Here is a 17,100-nt window from a genome sequence, read left to right as displayed (position 1 = left end):
CCCAATGCCCCATTATTTTATCGACAGGCCGATTTTCGCCTGGGTATTGGCGATCGTGGTGATGCTGGCCGGCGCACTGTCGCTGTTCAAGCTGCCCATCAGTCAATACCCGAACATCGCCGCCCCGGCCATCGCAATCAGTGTGGCCTACCCCGGCGCCTCGGCGGAAACCGTACAGGACACCGTCGTTCAGGTGATCGAGCAGCAGCTCAGCGGTCTGGACGGCTTCCGCTACATGTCATCCAGCAGTAACTCCGACGGTAGCGCGGTGATCATCGCCACCTTCGAACAGGGTACCGATTCGGATATCGCCCAAGTGCAGGTGCAGAACAAGCTGCAGCTGGCCACGCCCAAGCTGCCGGAAGAAGTGCAGCGCCAGGGTATCCGGGTGGTCAAGTACCAGGTCAACTTCATGCAGATCATCGGCCTGATTGATGAGAGCGGTCGCATGGATGACTTCGACCTGGGTAACTACATCGCCTCCAATCTGCAGGACCCGATCTCGCGGATTGACGGGGTGGGTGACTTCCTGCTGCTCGGCTCGCAGAATGCCATGCGCATCTGGCTGGACCCGGCCAAACTGAACAGCTTTCAGCTGACCCCCGGCGACGTGGCCGACGCCATCCGCGAGCAGAACGTGCAGGTGTCCTCCGGGCAGCTGGGCGGGCTGCCCGCACACAGCGGCACCCAGCTCAACGCCACGGTTATCGGCAGTACCCGTCTGTCCTCCGCGGAAGAATTCCGCGAGATTCTGGTCAAGGTCAACCAGGACGGTTCGCAAGTGCGCGTGAAGGACGTCGCGGAAGTCGGCCTGGGTGCGGACAACTATTCCATTTCCGGCAGCTTCAATGGCATGCCCTCCGCCGCGATTGCCCTGCGCCTGGCCCCAGGCGGCAACCTGCTGGAGACGGTTGAACGCGTACGCGCGGTGCTGGACGCCCAGGAACCCTTCCTGCCGGAAGGCGTGAAAATCATCTACCCCTATGACACCACTCCTGTGGTGGAGGCATCGATCAGTTCGGTGGTGATGACCATTATCGAAGCGATTGTGCTGGTATTCCTGGTCATGTATCTGTTCATGCAGAGCTTCCGCGCCACCCTGATTCCCACCCTGGCGGTGCCGGTGGTCTTGCTCGGTGCCTTCGCCCTGCTGCCGCTGTTCGGCCTGAACATCAACGTGCTGACCATGTACGCCATGGTCCTGGCCATCGGCCTGCTGGTTGATGACGCCATTGTCGTGGTGGAAAACGTCGAACGCCTGATGCATGACGAAGGGCTCTCGCCCCTGGAAGCCACCCGCAAATCCATGCACCAGATCAAGGGTGCCCTAGTGGGGATCGGCATGGTGCTGTCCGCGGTGTTCGTGCCGATGGCCTTCTTCGGTGGCTCGGCCGGCATCATCTACCGCCAGTTCGCCATCACCATCGTGATCTGTATGACGCTGTCGGTCCTGGTCGCCCTGATCTTCACCCCCGCGCTGTGCGCGACCATCCTCAAGGCGCCCAAGCCCGGCCAGTCGCTGAACGAGAAGAAGGGCTTCTTTGGCTGGTTCAACCGCAGCTTCGACCGCGGCACCCAGCGTTTCGAGCGTGGCGTCGGCGGCATGCTGGCGCGGCGCGGGCGTTATCTGGTGGCGTTCCTGCTGATCGTGGTGGGTACCGGCTTCCTGTTCAAGCAGATCCCGGCAGCCTTCCTGCCCGATGAAGACCAGAGTCTGCTGATGGTTGAAGTCCGCATGCCGGCCAACTCCAGCGCCGAGCGTACCGAAGCGGTACTGACCGAAGTGCGCGACTATCTGCTGGAGGAAGAGTCCGACATCATCGCCTCGGCGCAGACGGTCAGCGGCTTCAACTTTGCCGGTCGTGGCCAGAACTCCGGTGCCGCCTTTGTGCAGCTGAAGGACTGGGCCCTGCGCAGCGAGGACGGCCAGGACGTATTCAGCCTGACCCAGCGGGCGCAGGAGCGCTTCAACCAGATCAAGGACGCCCAGGTCATGGTGTTCCCGCCGCCCGCAATTCTGGAAATGGGTAACGCCATGGGCTTCAACTTCTTCCTGCAGGACAACGTGGGTCTTGGCCATCAGGGACTCATGGCCGCACGGGACCAGTTCCTGCAACTGGCCAACGAGCATCCGCTGTTGATGGCGGTACGCCCCAACGGCAAGGATGACGAGCCGCAGTTCCGCGTCAATATCGACCGGGAAAAAGCCCGCGCCCACTCGCTGAGCATTGCCGCTATCAACGAGACCATGTCGGCTGCCTGGGGCTCCATGTATGTCAACGACTTCATCGACCAGGGTCGGGTCAAGCGGGTCTACCTGCAGGGCAACATGGATTCGCGCCTGGCACCGGAAGACTTCCAGAAATGGTACGTGCGCAACCAGCACGGCGAGATGATTCCGTTCTCGTCCTTCGCCACGGGCGAGTGGACCTACGGCTCGCCCAAACTGGAGCGCTACAACGGTATCTCCTCGGTGGAGATCCTTGGCCAACCGGCCCCCGGCTACAGTACCGGCGACGCCATGGTGGCCATTGATGAAATCATGCAGGAACTGCCGCCGGGCATCGGCCTGGCCTATACCGGCCTGTCCTATGAGGAGATCCAGACCGGCGATCAGGCGCCGCTGTTGTATGCCCTGACCGTCATCATCGTGTTCCTCTGCCTCGCGGCCCTGTACGAGAGCTGGTCGATTCCGGTCGCCGTCATCATGGTGGTGCCGTTGGGGGTCATCGGAGCCGTATCCGCCACCCTGTTCCGCGGCCTAACCGCCGATGTCTACTTCCAGATCGGCTTGATGACCACGATCGGACTTACCGCCAAGAACGCCGTCCTGATCGTCGAGTTCGCCAAGGACCTGTACGAGAACCAGGGCCGCAGCCTGGTGCAGGCCGCCATCGAAGCCTCGCGCCTGCGTCTGCGCCCCATCCTGATGACCTCCCTGGCCTTCACCTTCGGGGTACTGCCGATGGCGCTGGCCACCGGCGCCGGCCAGGGCAGCCAGCACTCGATTGCCACCGGTGTCGTCGGGGGCATGATCACCGCGACCGTACTGGTGGTGTTCTTCGTGCCACTGTTCTACGTGCTGGTGGTGGGACTGTTCGAACGCAAGTCCAGGAAGACTGTCAACGAGACCCAGGCTGCAGGAGAAAATGCATGAAGATCAGATACCTGAGTTTGGCCGTCGCGCTGGCCTTGTCCGGTTGCAGCCTGGTTCCGGAGTACCAGCAACCGGCCTCCCCCGTGGCCGATAGCTGGCCGCAGGGCGTGGCCTACAGCGCGGCCGCGACCGGTCAGGCGGGCACCCTGCCGCCGGCCTGGGAAGACTTTTTCCAGTCGCCACAGTTGCAGCAACTGGTGCAGCTGGCGCTGGAACATAACCGCGACCTGCGCCAGGCCGTGCTGAATGTGGACGCCTACCGGGCGCTGTATCGGATCCAGCGCGCGGACCTGCTGCCCAGTATCGGTGTAGACGGCAGCGGCACCCGCCAGCGCCTGCCCGATGACCTGTCGCCCACCGGCGAATCCGGCATCAACAGTCAGTATGGCGTTACCCTGGGTACCAGCAGCTGGGAGCTGGATCTGTTCGGCCGGGTGCGCAGCCTGGAGGGCGCCGCATTGGAGCGCTACCTGGCCACCGAGCAGGCGCAGCACGCCGTGCAGTTGGCGCTGGTGAGTGATGTGGCGACTGCCTGGCTGACCTGGAATGCCGACCATGCGCTGCTGGAGCTGACCAAGGCGACCCTGGACAGCTATCAGGAGAGCCTGGATATGGTCGAGGCCAGCCATGCCGGCGGCATCGCCTCGGCCCTGGATGTGCGCCAGGCCCGCAGTCTGGTCGAGCAGGCCAAGGTGCAACTGGAGCGCTATACCCGCCAGGTGGCCCAGGACCGCAACGCCCTCGGCCTGCTGGTGGGCACCGCGGTCCCGCCGCAACTGCTGCGCGGTCATGAGCTGGATACCGGCCTGCTTGCCGACCTGCCGGCGGGTCTGCCTGCGGATGTGCTGCAGCAGCGCCCGGACATTCGCGCCGCCGAACACCGCCTGCGCGCGGCCAACGCGGATATCGGCGCGGCCCGGGCGGCCTTCTTCCCGAGCATTCGCCTGACCGCCGCGGCGGGCACCGCCAGCGCCGACCTGGATGGCTTGTTCGATGGCGGCTCCGGCACCTGGAGCTTCCTGCCGCAGATCAATATTCCGATCTTCACGGCCGGTCGCCTCAAGGCCAACCTGGAGTACACCGAGATCCAACGGGACATCAACGTGGCTGCCTACGAGAAAAGCATCCAGACCGCCTTCCGCGAGGTGGCCGATGGCCTGGCTGCCCAGGGCACCTTCGCGGCGCAGGTGCAGGCACAGACTGATCTGGTGACCGCGACCGAGGAGTACTACCAGCTCGCCCAGCAGCGTTATGACGAGGGGGTGGACAACTACCTGCTGGTGCTCGACGCCCAGCGCGAGCTGTTCGCCGCCCGTCAGGCCCTGCTGAGCTATCAACTGCAACAGCTCAGCAGTGAGGTCGCGCTGTACCGCGCCCTGGGCGGCGGCTGGGATGCGCAGGCTTATGACTCCACCTATCGAGAAACCTGATAACAATGCCGCAAAGGTCGCGCTTTATCCATCACTGGACATGATCGATAATCGCCACCAGGGTACACCTAACACATGCCACGCCAGTGCGTGGCCATTCAGGAGATATTCATGAGCACCATTCACCTGGCGATCATCGTCGGCAGTAACCACCGCGGCTCGATCAACCGCCAATATGCCCAGGCATTGGCCAAACTCCTGCCGGCGCACTTCTCGGTCAGCTATCCGCAGATCGACGACCTGCCGATGTATTCCCTCGACCTGGAAGGCGAGCGGCCGGCCAGCGTCACTCGTTTCACCGATGAGATCCGGGCGGCGGATGCGGTGCTTTTCGTGACGCCCGAGCACAACCGCTCGGTGCCCGCGGTGCTGAAGAATGCTATCGACTGGGGTTCCAAGCCGATGGACCAGAACGTCTGGGCCGACAAACCGGTCGCGCTCACCGGCACCTCGCCGGGCGCCATGGGCGCCGCCCATGCGCAACAGCACCTGCGCCAGATCATGGGCATCCTCCGTTCGGTGGTGCTGGGTGGTGAGGCCTATATCCAGTTCCATCCGGAGCTGATAACCAGCGAGGGTGAGATCGCGCCGCAGAGCCGCGGCTTCCTCCAGGCCTATATTGATCGCTTTGTCTCCCTGGTGGAAAAGCTCAAGGGCTGATCAGGTCGCCAGGGAATCGGTGCGCGCCGCCATGATGAAATCATTGCGGTGCAGCCCGCCAATCTTGTGCGTCCACCAGCGCACCGTCACCTTGCCATACTCCAGCAGCAGCGCCGGGTGATGGTTCTCCGCCTCGGCCAGGTCGGCCACCCGGTTGGTGAATACCAGGGCAGTGGCAAAATCAGGGAAGCGGAACACCCGCTGCAATTGCCGCTCGTCGCCCACCTGGATCACTTCCCACTCAGGTATCTCCCGCTGCAGTTCGCTTTCCTGCTCGCGGCTGACCTTGGGTGCATCCGCCCGGCAGGCCTCGCAATGCTGCTCTTTCAACGCGTTCATGCTGCTGTCTCCCTGGAATGACTCCTATCACTATAGCCCTTCGGTCAGCTGACAATCTGCGGCATGGGTAACTGGAGAAACCCAGGATCCTGGCCAACAATGTAAAGCGCCATCTGCTGTTTTAAGCCGACCAGGAGGACAGAACAATGAGCACCCACGCCGCATCCGCCGATGATGTGATCGATGTGCACACCGGCGCCCGGGATCTGCGCCTCTTCCAGCGCCGAAGCTACAGCGGCAATCCGGAGGAGCAGCGAGCCTTCGAACGCCTGGTGGACCTGAGCCGGGAGGTCGCCCGGCAACTGCGCGCCAACGGACCCGGCAAGGTCGCGGTGATTTCCGGCCATGTGTGCTGGGTGTCGCCGTTGTTCATTGCCGATGAGCCGCTGATTTCGGCGATGAACCCGCGCTTCGAGAACACCGAGTTCACCTTCGCCCTGTTCCCCTCCCATACCGATGAACTGGATGCCGAGGAGCTGGACGCCATTTCCGCGGCCATCGAATCCTGGCTGGCCAACCCGGTATTCCAGGAAATCGACCAGGCCCGGCTCGACGACGCCGTACCGGTGATCATCGAACGTTGGACGGACGATGACTGCCGCTACCTGATCTAGCACGGTTAGGGAAAAAAACCGGCAAGGCTATTAATGCGAATTATTATCAGTGCTAATATCATCCCCTTCTTGATCTCTTATCAGAAAGGGGTACTCCATGCTGCGAATCGCCACACCCTTCACCCTGGCGCTGCTACCGCTGTCCATCAGCCTGGGACTGTCAGCCCAGACCGCTGACGAAGCCGTCCCCGATCCCTCGCGCATCGAGCTACCCTCAACCTATGTCACCGGCTCCCTGGGCAATGCCCTCGGCGAGACCGAAGGGTACCAGGCCAGCCACAGCAGCGTGGCGACCAAGACCAGCATGCCGCTGCTGGAAACCTCCCAGAGCGTCTCGGTGGTCACGCGCAAACAGATGGACGACCAAGGCGCGCAGAGCGTGGCCCAGGCGCTGCGTTACACGCCCGGCCTGATGAGCTCTCCCTATGGTGCTACCAGCCGCTACGACTATGTGGCCATGCGCGGCATCACCGATGGCTCGGTGGACAACCTCTACCTGGATGGCCAGAAACTACTGGGCGACAGCGCTACCTACAGCACCCTGCAGGTGGATCCCTATTTCCTCGAGCGGATCGACATCCTCAAGGGTCCCTCCTCCGTGTTGTACGGGCGCAGCCTGCCGGGTGGACTGGTGGCGATGACCAGCAAGAAGCCGGGCTACGATACCCGGCGCCAGCTGCAGCTGTCCTACGGCAGCCACGACTACAAGCAGGCCGCCTTCGACATCGGCGCCCCGCTGGATGCCGGGCGGCGGGTGAACTACCGCCTGGTGGGCGTGGTACGGGATGCGGCCGACAAAGTGGACGACATCAAGAGCGAACGTTACGCCCTGATGCCTTCATTGGCCGTCGATGTCACCGAGGATACCCGCCTCACGCTGCTGGCGATGCTCCAGCACGACCCCGAGGGCGGCTATCACGGCGGTCTGCCGGCGGACGGCACCGTCACCTCCCGTAATGGCCGGCGTATTTCCCGCAGCTTCTTCGAGGGCGATGAAGGCTACGAGAAGTTCGAACGCCACCAATACATGCTCGGCTACCAGCTGGAGCATCGGTTCAATGATGTGATATCGGCCCGGCAGAATTTCCAGTATCTGGACTCGGTGGTGGATTCCGGGCAGGTGTACCAATATGGTTATCTTCCCGGCACCGATAACCTGGACCGCTACTACACCGGCGCCGACGAAGCGCTGCATGCCTGGAGCGTGGATAACCAGCTGCAATTCGAGTTTGCCACGGGCGAGGTAGCCCATACGTTGGTCACCGGGCTAGATTACCAGCGCCGCAAGACCAAGGTTGCCTATGACGCCGGTTATGGCCTCGCCCCGGTCAACCCCTTTACCGGCGCCGAAGGAGCAGCTGCTCCGGTGTTCTATCACCAGTATGACGAAGCCCGTTTTCTGGAGCAGACCGGTCTGTATGTTCAGGACCTGATTAGCCTGGGCAACTGGCGGTTATCGTTGGGCGCGCGTCAGGACTGGGTGGATATGGACTTCGAGCAGACCCGTTCGATGTATGGCAATCAGGCTGACGATGCCCGTATCGATCAATTCTCCGGCCGCGTCGGGCTGCTCTACGCCTTCGACAATGGTCTGTCTCCCTATGCCAGCTTCTCCCAGTCATTCAACCCCAATGCCACTGGCGCTTACAACGAAACCGCGCCCGGCGTGTTCGACATCAGCCTGCTCGACCCGACCGAAGGCGAACAAACCGAAGCCGGCCTCAAATTCCAGCCGCCCGGCACCCAGGACCTCTACACCATTGCCCTATTCGACCTGACCCAGTCGAATCTGGCGAACAAGGACTCCGGCGAATCCTTCTACCGCGCCGTCGGCGAAATCACCTCCCGCGGTGTTGAGCTGGAAGCCCGTTTCAAGCCCATCGAGCCGGTCAATGTGCTGGCCAGCTATACTTGGATGGACGTGGAATACTCGAAGGACTTCACTAGCACCGCGGGCGTCAACAACCGGGGCAACACGCCCAATGCGGTGGCGGAGAACATGGCCGCGCTCTGGGCCGACTACAGCTTCGCCCGCGGGCCCCTGACCGGCCTGCAGCTGGGTGCCGGGGTGCGGTATTTCGGCAAGAGTTGGGCGGACGCGGAAAATACCCTGCGGATTCCCTCTTACACCCTGTTCGATGCCTCGGTGGCCTATGACCTGAGTCAGCTGGGCGCCACCGGCCTGGGCCTGCGGGTCAACCTGAACAACCTGACCGACGAAACCTACGTGTCGGCCTGCAACAGCCTGAGCCAGTGCTACTACGGCGATGAACGTAACGTCATGGCCACCCTCACCTACGACTTCTGACCACCCGACCGGGCCGCCGCAACGCGGGCGGCCCGGTGCATTCCGGACCGAATCAATGCGCGCCATCCTGTTGTACCTGCATCGCTATCTCGGCCTCGCCATGGCCCTGTTCCTGGCGCTGGCCGGCCTGACCGGCAGCATCCTCGCCTTTCACCATGAGCTGGATGAATGGCTGAACCCCGACCTGTATCACACCGGCTCCAGCGGCCCGGCCTTGCCGCCGGACCAGTTGGTGGAGAAGGTGGAAACCGCCTGGCCACGCATGCAGGTCTGGTACATGGAGTTTCCCGACGAGGCTGACCACGCCGCGCTGCTGGCGCTGGTGCCGCGCACCAACCCTGAAACCGGCAAACCCTGGCCCGAGAAACCCGTGGTGCGCTACCTGGACCAGGTCACCGGCGCGCAGGTGGGCGAGCGCTACTGGGGCGAGTGCTGCTTTTCCCCACGCAACTTCGTGCCCTTCATGCTGGAGTTCCACTACAACCTGACCCTGCCGGGTAACTGGGGCCTCTGGCTGATGGGCCTGGTAGCCATCGCCTGGGTGCTGGATTGCTTCGTTGCCCTGGTGCTGACCTTTCCCCGGGGCCGGCCGTTCTGGCAGAAATGGCAGCGGGCCTGGAAGATCAAGCGCGGCCACAGCACCCGGGTCAACTTGGATATCCACCGCGCCGGCGGGCTCTGGTTATGGCTGCTGTTGCTGCCCGTGGCGGTGAGCAGCGTGGCGATGAACCTGCCGGAGCAGGTTTTCAAGCCGGTGGTCTCGCTGGTCTCACCGGTAGCACCCAGTGTCTATGCGGCACGCAGCGAGTTGCCGGCCGATACGCTGGGAGTAACGGGGTATGGCTACGGCGAAGCCTATCGACTGGCCATGGACCACGCCCGGGAGCTGGAGCTGGTCGCGCCCATCACCGAGCTGTACTACAGCTTCGAGTACAACTTCTACGGCGCGGGGTTTGGCGACCATGCCAGCAATGAGGGCAACGCCTGGATTTTCTTCCACGGCACGGACGGCCGGCTGCTCGGCACGGAAATCCCTGGCCAGGGCACCCTGGGTGAGCGCTTCTTCCAGTTGCAGGCACCGATTCACGGTGGGCGTATTCTGGGCTTTGCCGGGCGGGTGTTGATCGCGGTCCTGGGCGTAGCGATCTTCGTGCTGTCGATCACCGGGGTGGTGATCTGGTGGCGCAAACGCCAGGCCCGACAATTGCGCCGGGCCTGAAAGAAAAATCCCGCAGTCCGGTTAACCGGCTGCGGGATTGGGAAACAATTTAGCTGATCAGAACAGTACGCCCAGCTTGACGCCGAACTCGTTGTTCTCCAGCTCGGTGTTGTCAGCCAGCTCGTAGTCGTCATCCAGCTCGTAGTTGGTCTGGCTGTAGTAAACGCCAGCGGTGAACGGGAAGCCCTGACCCTGGTCCCACAGGAAGTTCAGCTCGGCATAGGGGTTGAACTTGTTCTTCAGGTCCACGGTTTCGCTGCCATAACCAACCAGCTTGACCTTGCCTTCGCCTTCAATGCTGTAACGGGTACCGATTTCCAGGCGAGTGGTCACGGTGTTGCCCTGGTGGTGCCAGCCAAGAGCGGCCTTGGCGAAGGGGCTCTTGTTGCTCAGCTCGACGTCGTCGTTGTTATCTTCCATTTCCCAGCGGGTCCAGTCGTAGCCCACACCAACCAGCACGTCGAAGTTGCTGTTATCGGTCAGCGGCATACGCAGGCCCAGGTCCGCCTCGGCGGTGGCATCCTTGACTTCGTCGTCGTTCTTCTCACCGTAGCGCGCCTCGACGCCGACCTGGAAGATGGTGCCCGGTCCGCCGGTCATCTTGTTGCCGTAGTTGTAGAAAATACCGCCTTGGCCCACCGTTTCCTCGCGGCCATCCACGCTATCGTTATCCGAGTTCATCTCATATTCGCTGCCGGCCACGATGATACCCAGATTAGAAACCGGATCTGCGGCCATGACGAAGGTCGACCCTGCCATCAGGCCAACGGCAGAAACCGGAATCAACATTTTGTTAAGGCGCATAAGGTATTTCCTCTAATGATTTATTCCTGAGTTAATACCGACCGGCGTTACTCGCATAAGTTCGGAGTTTTCACCGGTTTCGTTCGTAAGCTCATGAAGTACAAGGGCAGCTGATATACTCCAGGCCGCATATTCACTCCCCTGCAGCCGCCTGTGACCTACGCGAGAAAGGTGCATTTTTTCATGGCCGACCGGTACTTTGATCAATTGGGCGCGCATTTCGCGCGCAAGATATACGCCGGTCCCAAGGGCGCGATTCGCCTGGCGGTGCTCACCCGCGACCTGGAAGAGTGGCTACCGGAGGTGGCTGCTGCGGCCAGGCCACTGCGGGTGCTGGATGTGGGTGCCGGCCTTGGCCATATCAGCGAGTGGCTGCTGCAGCGCGGCCATAGCGTGACGGTAACCGAGCCCGCCGAGGAAATGTTGTCGGCCGCCCGGGAGCGTCTGCAGCCCCTGCCGCTGCAGCCGGGCCAATCACTGCAGTTCATGCCGCTGCCATTGCAGGAGCTGCCAACCCGCGGCGAGCGCTACGATCTGGTGATCTGCCACGCGGTGCTGGAGTGGCTGGCCGATCCGGCGGCCGCCCTGCTCTGCCTGCGGCAACTGGTGAACCAAGGTGGCGCCGTGTCGCTGGCGTTCTACAACCGCGACGCACTCATCTACAAGAATCTGATCAAGGGCCAGTTCCGCAAGCTGCAGCGCAACCAACTGGCCGGTGAAGGCAAGCGCAGCCTCACGCCTCAGCAGCCGCTGGACCCACGTGAGGTTTATGCCTGGATAGCGGAGGCGGATTTCCACTGCCGGGAACAGACCGGCGTGCGGGTATTCCACGACTATATGCACGAGCCGTTCAAATCCGCGGCCGACGCGCAGGAAGTCATCGAGCAGGAGCTACTTTACAGCCGGCACCCGGCGTACCGGCATCTGGGACGCTACCTGCATTGCTGGCTCAGGCCGGCATCCAGCGGTCCCGCCGCCACAACCAGATGAACCAGCCGCCGAGCAGTGCGCCGCGCGCCAGCATGAACAGATGAAAGCCCAGCCATACCCCATGGTTGCCGGTGTCCAGCAGCAGCCAGGCGGCCGGCAGGTAGACCAGCACCACCGCCAGCACCATGGCATTGCGCATGGCCCGCGCCCGGGTAGCGCCGATAAACAGGCCGTCAAGCAGATAACTCCAGACCGCCACCAGGGGCATCCAGGCCATCCAGGGCAGGTAATCGAAGGCCACCTGCCGGATCGACGCCTGGTCCGTCAGCAGGCTGACGATCTGGTTGCCGAACAGGTTGAACACCAGCACAAAGCCCAGCCCCACCACCAGCGACCAGAAGGTACTGATAACCAGTACCCGCTTGAGCGCCAACCGATTGCGCTGGCCCATCGCATGCCCGCCCAGGGCTTCCACCGCGTGGGCCAGGCCGTCCAGCCCATGGGAGGTGAGTAGCAGGAAGTTCAACAGCACCGCGTTGGCCGCCACCACCGAATCACCCAGGCGCGCGCCCTGCAGCACCAGCAGGTAGAACACCAGCTCCAGGGCCAGGGTGCGAATCAGGATATCCCGGTTGGCCCGCAGCAGCGGCGCCGCGCCCCTCAGACGCAGCGCATCGCCCCAGCGCATGACCCCGGGGTAACGCGCCAGTACCGGCCCTAGCAGCCACAGCCCCAGGGCCAGTCCAGCGTAGTCGCCGATCACCGTGGCCCAGGCGGCCCCCGCCACGCCCCAACCCAATCCCACGACAAAGAGCACGTCGAGGACCACGTTGGTGATGTTGGTCATCAGCAGCAGGTACAGGGGCGCACGCCCGCGCTGGGCGCCGATGAACCAGCCGACCAGCACGAAGTTGGCCAGCGCCGCCGGCAGGCTGATCAGACGGATATTGAAGTAGATGCGTGCCTGCTCCAGCAGCTCGGCGCTGCTGTCGAGAAAGTACAGGCCAGCGGCGAGCAGGGGTTCGTGCACCAGCCAGACCAGCAGGGCAATCAGCACCGCCAGCCAGAGGGGTTGCAGCAATACCAGGCGCAGCTGGTTGCCGTCGTTTGCGCCACAGGCCTGGGCTGCGAACCCGGTGGTGCCCATGCGCAGGAAGCCGGCGGCCCAGAGGATGAAGGTCAGTAGCGTGGCACCCACCGCGACGCCGCCCAGGTAATGGGCGCCGTCCAGATGGCCGACCACGGCGGTATCCACCAGGCCAACCAGGGGCACGCTGACATTGGAGAGGATCATCGGCGTGGCCAGTGACCAGACCCGGCGATGGGTCGGCCGATGGCGCGCCGTGGACAGCAGACCGGAAAGGGTCAAGGCAACGCCTCCCGCTTCACGACATCAGCCACCGGAACGCTTGGCCTGGAAGCCCTCGTCAATCAGCCACTGGCAGAGCATCTCAGCGCGATCCCCCTGGATCTCGATCACCCCATCGACCACCGAGCCGCCACAGCCGCAGCGCGCCTTGATGCGTTTGGCCAGGGTTTTCAACTCATCGGCCGGCAGGAGCAAGCCGCTGATGGTGGTCACCGTCTTACCGCCGCGCCCCTTGGTCTCGCGGCGCACCCGGGCGATGCCGTCCCCGGCGGGCAGCTCGGGCTGGCCGCAGATGCAGGCATCCATGGGCTGCCGGCAGTCCGGGCACATGCGCCCGGCATCGGTGGAAAATACCAGCCCGCCCAGCGAGCCGAATCCGGTCTGTCGCTTGCTCATATCCCGACCCGCCTCAACCCTGCTCGAGCAGACGCCGCAGATCGATCAGGCCAGCGTTGGCCCGTGACAGGTAATTGGCCATGACCAGGGAGTGGTTGGCGAGCATGCCGAAACCGCCGCCATTGAGGATCACCGGGCTCCACATGGGCGCCTGGGTGGCTTCCAATTCACGGATGATCTGGCGCAGGCTGACCAGGGCATTTTTGTTGTTCAGCACATCGGCGTAGTCCTTCTCCACCGCGCGCAGCAGGTGTGCCAGGGCCCAGGCGCTGCCGCGGGCTTCGTAGAAGACGTTATCGATCTGCAACCACGGGGTCTGCTTGCGCTCGCGACCGCCATCGCTCAGCGGCGTGCGGGCCACGCTGGCCGACAGGCGCTGGGACAGGGAGCCCAGCCGGGTGCTGACATCATTGATCCAGCCAGCCAGGTTATCGGCCCGGGTATAGAAGCTGGCATTGCCGCTTTCCAGGCGGGTGATGTAGTCATCCAACTGGCGGATGCCGGAGCGGTACTCGCTTTCACTGGCGGGCATGGCCCAGCTGTTGTGATCGAAGTGGAACAGCGGCTCGGCCTTGGACAGGGCCGGATCTTCCGTGGACTGGGACTGCGAGCGTGCCATGTCCCGGCGCATGGAGCGGGTGATGTCGCGGACCTGCACCAGCACCCCGAACTCCCAGCTCGGCATATTATCCAGCCAGATACCGGGGGGCGTGATGTCGTTGCTGAGAAAACCACCGGGCTTGTCCAGCAGGGTGCGCGCCAGCTCCCTGACGGTACGGGCAGTATAGGAACCCGTGGTCAGGCCCTCCGTATTGCCCACCGGCACCACGGTCAGGCCCTCCAGATCCGGTTCCCGGCTCCAGTACCAGCCGACTAGCAGGCAGATGACCAGATAGACCGCCAGGACCGCAGCAATGATCTTGCCGAGCATCCGCCCATTCTCGCCATCGAGCCGGCCCGACCGGGCCTCGGTATTGCCTGTACGCCTGGAAAATTTCATCGACCATCTCCCCCTGTCTGTGCAGCCGCAAGCATAGCATCAGTGACCCGCCTGCACACGGGCCGCCGCCTTCATATCGGCCCTCTTGAGCCATATCGGTTAGAATGATTGCCTTCGCCACTCAGGACACTATTCATGGCCGCCATCGGACACTTCAACAACCTTTCGATCGTCAAGCACACCGGCTTCGGTCTCTATCTCGATGGCGGTCCGCATGGCGAGATCCTGCTGCCCAACCGCTACATTCCCAAGGATCAACCCACTGAGATCGGCGACTGGCTGCGGGTGTTCATCTACCGCGACAGTGAGGACAAGCTGATCGCCACCACCCAGACACCGAAGGTGCAGGTGGGCGAGTTTGCCAGCCTGAAGGTGGCGGAAATCACCCGGGTCGGCCTGTTTCTCGATTGGGGTCTGCCCAAGGATCTGCTGCTACCCCACTCCGAGGAAAAGCGCCCGCTGCAGGTGGGCGACTATTGTGTGGTCTATGTCTACCTCGACAAGCACAGCGAGCGGATCACCGCGACCGCCCGCCTGGACCGCCACCTGGACCAGGCGCCCGCCAACTACCAGGCCGGCGACGCCGTGGACCTGCTGATCGTGGAGCCCTCCGACCTGGGCTACAAGGCCATCATCAACCATCGCCACTGGGGGCTGATCCACAAGAACGAGATGTTCAAACCCCTGCGTCCCGGTCGCCGTGAGCGCGGCTACATCCGTGAGGTGCGACCCGATGGCAAGATCAGCCTCAGCCTGCAGCCGGTCGGCCGCGACGCCGGCGACAGCCTGCAGGCGCTGATCCTGCAGACGCTGGACGAGCATGATGGCGTGCTGCATCTCAGCGACAAGAGCGCCGCCCCGGAAATCGCCCGACTGTTCGGCGTCAGCAAGGGCAATTTCAAGAAAGCCATCGGCGGACTCTATCGGCAGGGGCGCATCATCATTCATCCGGATCGGATCGAGCGTGCCTGATAAATCCGGTGGCAATGTGTCACTGGTATTCGCAGCGGCACCCATTAATATACCGGCAAGCTCTTTTCGGAAATGCCCATGTCGCTGATACGTCTCCTCCTGATCACGCTGCTACTCGGCACCACCACCCTGGCTAGCGCCGACACCCCGGGTAATACCGGGCTCGGCAGTCTGTTCGGCAACTCCGACAGTGTTGGCAGCACCGTGCAGTTCCTGCCGGTCCAGCAGGCCTTTCGCGCCGGCATTGTCGAGGCGGATGCCGAGCGCATCCAGCTGCAGTTCGATATCACCCCCGAGTACTACCTGTACCGCCACCGGCTGAAGTTCGACCTGCAGGGCGGGGACGGCCAGATCGCCGCGATCCAGCTGCCGGATGGCGTCGAGCGCACGGATGAATTCTTCGGCGATGTCGAGGTGTACTACAACAGCCTCAATGTGACGCTGGAGCTGACGCCGGGCAGCCAGCCGGCAAGCCAGCTGCGGGTCGAATACCAGGGCTGCGCCGATGCCGGGCTCTGCTACCCGCCGGAAACGCTGCTGCTGGACCTGCCCACCGCCGCCAGCACGGGCGCGCCGAGCCCGGCCAACCCAGCCTCCCCTGGGCCCACGGATGACAACGATTCGTCCCTCTGGTGGTCGCTATTGCTGCTGTTCGCCGCCGGCCTGGCGCTCACCTTCACCCCCTGCGTACTGCCCATGGTGCCGATTCTCACCAGCATGGTGCTGGGCCGGGAGAACATCGACCGGCCGCGGGCCTTCGTACTGTCGCTGAGCTATGTGCTGGGCATGGCCCTGACCTTCGCCCTGGTCGGCGCCTTGATCGGTCTGTTCGGCGCCGCGTTGAATATCCAGGCGCGGCTGCAGTCGCCCTGGGTGCTCGGCGTGTTCGCGGTGTTCTTCGTGATCTTCGCCCTGGCAATGTTCGATGTCTTCAATATGCGCCTGCCGGCCTTTATTCGCGGACCGGCCGAACAGCTGGGCAGCCGCACCCGCGGCGGCTCGATCCCCGGCGCGGCGGTCATGGGGGCACTGTCCTCCCTGGTGGTCTCACCCTGCATTTCCGCCCCGCTGGCCGGCGCGCTGGTGTATATCAGCGCCACCGGCGATGCCTGGGGCGGCGCCCTGCAACTGTTTGCCCTGGCCATCGGCATGGGCGTGCCGCTGATCCTGGTGGCGATGTTTGGCAAGACCCTGCTGCCCCGCTCCGGCCCCTGGCTCAACCAGGTCAAGCAGGCGTTCGGTTTCGGCTTGCTGGGTGTGGCCATCTGGCTGCTGGAACGGGTCATCCCCGGCCCCCTGAGCCTGGCTCTCTGGGCAGCCTTGGCGGCGGGCATTGCCGTGCAGCTGGGTCTGTTCGACCGCACGCCGCGGCACGGCATGGCCCGGGTCGCCCAGGCTGCTGCGCTGCTGTTCGCCGTCTACGCCGCCGCTACCCTGGTGGGTGCGCTGGCGGGCAATAGCGATCCGCTGCGGCCGCTGCAGTCACTGCGTGGCGGCGCATCGGTAGCTGCCGCGGGCACTGAAAGTCACTACTTCACCCAGGTGACGACGGCGGCGGAGGTTGGCCAGCAACTGGCCCAGGCCCGGGAAGCGGGTCAGCCGGCGATTGTCGAGCTATCCGCCGACTGGTGCATCAGTTGCAAGGTGATCGAACGGGAGATCATCAATCACCCCAGCGTGCGGGCGGGGCTGGATGGCTTTGTGCGGGTGCAACTGGATGTGACCGACAACACCCCCGACCAGCGCGCCTGGCTCACCGAGCAACAGCTGTTCGGCCCGCCGGCCTTCCTGTTTCTCGACAGCCAGGGCCGGGAAATCCCTGAGCTACGCATCCAGGGGGAAGTGCCGCGGGATACCTTTATCCAGCATATGAATGCGGCGGTGGAGGCTGGATGAAGGTCC

14 protein-coding genes are annotated in these 17,100 nt (G+C 63.5%); 9 read left to right on the top strand and 5 right to left on the bottom strand.

What is annotated here, in order from left to right:
• Window positions 1-4 precede the first annotated feature (4 nt).
• The 3 genes from VG99_RS12455 to VG99_RS12445 all read left to right on the top strand — a co-directional run bounded on the left by VG99_RS12455 (window position 5) and on the right by VG99_RS12445 (window position 5,247).
• The gene (locus VG99_RS12455) at window positions 5-3,157 is read left to right on the top strand and encodes an efflux RND transporter permease subunit (protein ID WP_044500370.1); all 3,153 of its coding nucleotides are present in this window, start codon (window positions 5-7) and stop codon (window positions 3,155-3,157) included.
• A complete protein-coding gene (gene adeC / locus VG99_RS12450) occupies window positions 3,154-4,587 on the top strand; it encodes an AdeC/AdeK/OprM family multidrug efflux complex outer membrane factor (protein WP_044500368.1) in 1,434 nt (477 codons plus the stop codon). Before VG99_RS12455 ends, adeC begins: the two co-directional genes overlap by 4 nt.
• 111 nt (window positions 4,588-4,698) lie before the next feature.
• Window positions 4,699-5,247 (top strand): NADPH-dependent FMN reductase, encoded by a 549-nt coding sequence (locus VG99_RS12445; RefSeq protein ID WP_044500362.1) that lies wholly within the window; start codon window positions 4,699-4,701, stop codon window positions 5,245-5,247.
• Here the strand turns inward: VG99_RS12445 and VG99_RS12440 are convergent, their stop codons facing one another.
• The gene (locus VG99_RS12440) at window positions 5,248-5,586 is read right to left on the bottom strand and encodes a 4a-hydroxytetrahydrobiopterin dehydratase (RefSeq protein ID WP_044500361.1); all 339 of its coding nucleotides are present in this window, start codon (window positions 5,584-5,586) and stop codon (window positions 5,248-5,250) included.
• 146 nt (window positions 5,587-5,732) lie between these two features.
• Between VG99_RS12440 and VG99_RS12435 the strand changes: the two genes are divergently transcribed.
• The 3 genes from VG99_RS12435 to VG99_RS12425 all read left to right on the top strand — a co-directional run bounded on the left by VG99_RS12435 (window position 5,733) and on the right by VG99_RS12425 (window position 9,727).
• Window positions 5,733-6,200 (top strand): hypothetical protein, encoded by a 468-nt coding sequence (locus VG99_RS12435; protein WP_044500360.1) that lies wholly within the window; start codon window positions 5,733-5,735, stop codon window positions 6,198-6,200.
• A gap of 97 nt (window positions 6,201-6,297) precedes the next feature.
• On the top strand, window positions 6,298-8,508 hold the full coding sequence (locus VG99_RS12430; RefSeq protein WP_082050045.1) for a TonB-dependent siderophore receptor: 2,211 nt from the start codon (window positions 6,298-6,300) through the stop codon (window positions 8,506-8,508).
• 55 nt (window positions 8,509-8,563) lie between these two features.
• A complete protein-coding gene (locus VG99_RS12425; RefSeq protein WP_044500359.1) occupies window positions 8,564-9,727 on the top strand; it encodes a PepSY-associated TM helix domain-containing protein in 1,164 nt (387 codons plus the stop codon).
• 57 nt (window positions 9,728-9,784) lie between these two features.
• On the opposite strand, the gene VG99_RS12420 is transcribed toward VG99_RS12425, so the two are convergent.
• Entirely contained in the window at window positions 9,785-10,531 is a 747-nt protein-coding gene (locus VG99_RS12420) for a porin family protein (protein WP_052508800.1), read from the bottom strand.
• Between the two features lie 183 nt (window positions 10,532-10,714).
• Between VG99_RS12420 and VG99_RS12415 the strand changes: the two genes are divergently transcribed.
• On the top strand, window positions 10,715-11,521 hold the full coding sequence (locus VG99_RS12415) for a methyltransferase domain-containing protein (RefSeq protein ID WP_044500357.1): 807 nt from the start codon (window positions 10,715-10,717) through the stop codon (window positions 11,519-11,521).
• On the opposite strand, the gene VG99_RS12410 is transcribed toward VG99_RS12415, so the two are convergent.
• The 3 genes from VG99_RS12410 to VG99_RS12400 are packed head-to-tail and all read right to left on the bottom strand — an operon-like array spanning window position 11,481 to window position 14,226.
• The gene (locus VG99_RS12410; protein ID WP_044500355.1) at window positions 11,481-12,830 is read right to left on the bottom strand and encodes an MATE family efflux transporter; all 1,350 of its coding nucleotides are present in this window, start codon (window positions 12,828-12,830) and stop codon (window positions 11,481-11,483) included. The two genes, VG99_RS12415 and VG99_RS12410, sit on opposite strands and share 41 nt — an antisense overlap.
• 24 nt (window positions 12,831-12,854) lie before the next feature.
• Window positions 12,855-13,226 carry a translation initiation factor Sui1 gene (locus VG99_RS12405; protein WP_044500349.1) on the bottom strand — a complete coding sequence of 124 codons (372 nt, stop codon included), beginning with the start codon at window positions 13,224-13,226 and terminating at the stop codon, window positions 12,855-12,857.
• Window positions 13,227-13,239: 13 nt separating this feature from the next.
• On the bottom strand, window positions 13,240-14,226 hold the full coding sequence (locus VG99_RS12400; RefSeq protein WP_044500348.1) for a DUF2333 family protein: 987 nt from the start codon (window positions 14,224-14,226) through the stop codon (window positions 13,240-13,242).
• 135 nt (window positions 14,227-14,361) lie between these two features.
• Between VG99_RS12400 and VG99_RS12395 the strand changes: the two genes are divergently transcribed.
• Both VG99_RS12395 and dsbD read left to right on the top strand, forming a co-directional pair.
• Entirely contained in the window at window positions 14,362-15,198 is an 837-nt protein-coding gene (locus VG99_RS12395) for a CvfB family protein (protein ID WP_044500346.1), read from the top strand.
• Window positions 15,199-15,276: 78 nt separating this feature from the next.
• Window positions 15,277-17,094, top strand: a complete 1,818-nt coding sequence (gene dsbD / locus VG99_RS12390) for a protein-disulfide reductase DsbD (protein WP_158023924.1) — start codon at window positions 15,277-15,279, stop codon at window positions 17,092-17,094.
• Window positions 17,095-17,100: the final 6 nt, after the last annotated feature.

Origin of the sequence: Pseudomonas saudimassiliensis, assembly GCF_000939975.1 — a bacterium.
Lineage (GTDB): Bacteria > Pseudomonadota > Gammaproteobacteria > Pseudomonadales > Pseudomonadaceae > Halopseudomonas > Halopseudomonas saudimassiliensis.
The sequence above is the reverse complement of the archived record's forward strand: the minus strand, read 5'-3'. Positions and strand labels throughout refer to the sequence as shown.